The following is a 2,384-nucleotide window of genomic DNA, read 5'->3' on the forward strand; positions in this document are numbered from 1 at the left end:
CGAGGGCGACAGCACCTCCCGAGAGCAGCAGCCAGGAGCCGGTCTCCACTCCGGTGGAGGGGAGGCCGCCGGGGCCGGTCGGCGCGGTGATCGGCGCGGCCGTGGCGGTCGGTCCGGCCGTCGGCATGACGGTGGGCTCCGGGGTCGACGTGGGCTCCGGGGTCGACGTGGGCTCCGGGGTCGACGTGGGCTCGGGGGTCGACGTGGGCTCCGGGCTCACGGTGGGCTCGGGCGTCGCGGTGGGCTCGGGCGTCGCCGTCGGCTCAGGCGTCGCCGTCGGCTCGGGAGTCGCGGTCGGCTCCGGTGAGCCGGTCGGCTCCGGCGTCGGCGTGGGCTCCGGGGTCCCCGGCAGCTCGACGGCGGCGCCCTCCGGCGCCACGGCGAGCAGCGCCCGGGCGACGTCGCTGAACGCTCCGACCGGGTGGTTGCGGAACACCGGCGAGGTGCCGAAGAGGAAGCCCTCGGTGCCCGACTCCGTCGAGAACGAGACGGCCGAGGCCTGCCCGGCCGCGTCGCTCCGGGACTGCCCGTCGGAGTCGACCCAGTGCCCGGCGACGAACGTGCCGTCCTCCGAGTAGCTCTGCTCGACCGCGACCGACTCGTCGAAGCCGGCGAACCACAGTGCCGGCGAGACGAACGCGGTGTCCTGCGGGTAGTCGCCGAGGACTCCGCCGGCGGGCGTCTCGACCGAGACGATTCCGTTGGAGCCGCTGGTGCCGGTCTGCGCGGTCAGCTCGGCCAGGCCGAAGTCGGACACGAAGGCCGCTCCTGCGCCGCCGCGGCCGACGACGTCGCCGCCCGCCGCGAGGAACTCCTCGACCACGATGCGGCCCACGGCCTGCTCCGCGGTGAAGGAGAGGGCGCGTCCCACGTAGAGCACGTCTGCGCCCTCGAGGGTCGCGGTGCCCGCGGTGAGCGCGGCCGCGTCGACGGCGACCGCGTCGGCGAAGCCGAGCTTGGCCAGCGCGTCGCGGTCCTCGTTCGTGCCGGAGTAGGCGACGCGGAGGGCGTCGAGCGCCTTCCCGTCCTCGGCGCGCACGCGGTCGGCGGTGGTCGCCGTGAAGTCGACGCCGAAAGCGGCGGCGGCTCCCTCGGCGGCCGCGAGCCCGGCGGCGTCTGCACGGAGGGCGATCGTGCCGTCCTCGAACTGCTCGAGGGCGACGCCGTCGGCCAGCAGCGCGTTGACGGCCTGGTACTCCAGGACGCCGCGCGGCTCGAAGGCGAGGTAGTCGGCGCCTGCCGGGACGGAGCCGACCGGAGCCACGGCGGTCACCGGCTCCAGGCCGACGGCCGGGAGGGCGTCGGTGGTGGAGCCGATCGCCTGCACGTCGGCGCCCCAGAGGAGCGAGAGGCTCCAGGCCGAGACGTCGTACATCTCGGGCACGCGGCTCGAGATGTCGCTGCCGTCGGCGAGGACGACGTTGGCGAGGCCGCGGACCGACTGGTGCATGTCGACCAGGTAGGTGCCCGCGGGGTAGGAGACTCCTCCGACGCTCGTGGCGGCCGTGGTCCGCGACACCTCGACGCCGTGGGCGAGCAGCTGCGCGACGAGTGTCTCGGCGTCCGAGACGGAGCGCTGCGTGCCGTCGACGGGGATGACGTAGGCGCGCGGGTACTCGGTCGTGTAGACGTCGGTCTCGTCCCAGATCTCGGTCCACTCGGTCGGCACGCCCGCGGGCAGGTCGGCCGCGGAGACGTCGGCGGGGATCTCGACGGCGGGGGCGCCGGTGACGCCGCGCTCGAAGATGGCGACCTGGTTGCTCAGGAGCGCGTCGCGGTTGGCCTCGATGTAGTCGACGGAGGCGTCCATGACGATCCCGGCGACCTCGACGTCGATGTCCGCGTTGGCCTGGCCCTGGGCGATCTCCTCCGGAGTGCTGTTGGCCGTGCGGCCGAGCGGAAGCTCCACCGTGTTGGTGATCGCGCCCTGGAAGGCGACGTACTGCGGGGCGAAGATGGGAGGCCAGTCGTCCCAGCCCGCGCGGATGTCGCGGTAGGGGATGAGGATCTTCCCGGTGTTGTCCGTGGTGGCGCTGCCGTCCTCGGCGAGGTAGGTGTTGCCGGGCACGTCGGCCTCGACGACGCGGCGCTCGATCTCGAGCGCGGTCGCGTAGGCGTGCGGGAGGAAGAGGTCGTACTCGTAGTTCTCGCCGTGCGGCGGGCCGCAGGGCTCGACCTGGAGGATCCCGGTGTAGCCGTGGATGTCGATGAAGTACGTGGGCTGGAGCACGCTCGAGAGGTCGCGGATCACGGCCGCCTCGCTGGTGGCTCCGGTGATCATGTCGCGGTTCGGGTCGTAGCCCGCGGCGACGGCGCGCTGGCCGAGGGCGCGGCCGTCGGGGTTGTTGGTGACGGTGAAGTAGAGGCGGTTGCCCTCGAGCAGC

General features: G+C 73.7%; 1 protein-coding gene. It reads right to left on the reverse strand.

Annotation, left to right across the window (positions count from 1 at the left end; translation table 11 throughout):
• A partial coding sequence (locus C5C82_RS17725; protein WP_104355428.1) for a hypothetical protein occupies positions 1-2,384 on the reverse strand: 2,384 nt, incomplete at both ends.

Source organism: Rathayibacter sp. AY1D5 (assembly GCF_002932515.1).
In the GTDB taxonomy this organism is placed as follows: Bacteria; Actinomycetota; Actinomycetes; order Actinomycetales; family Microbacteriaceae; genus Rathayibacter.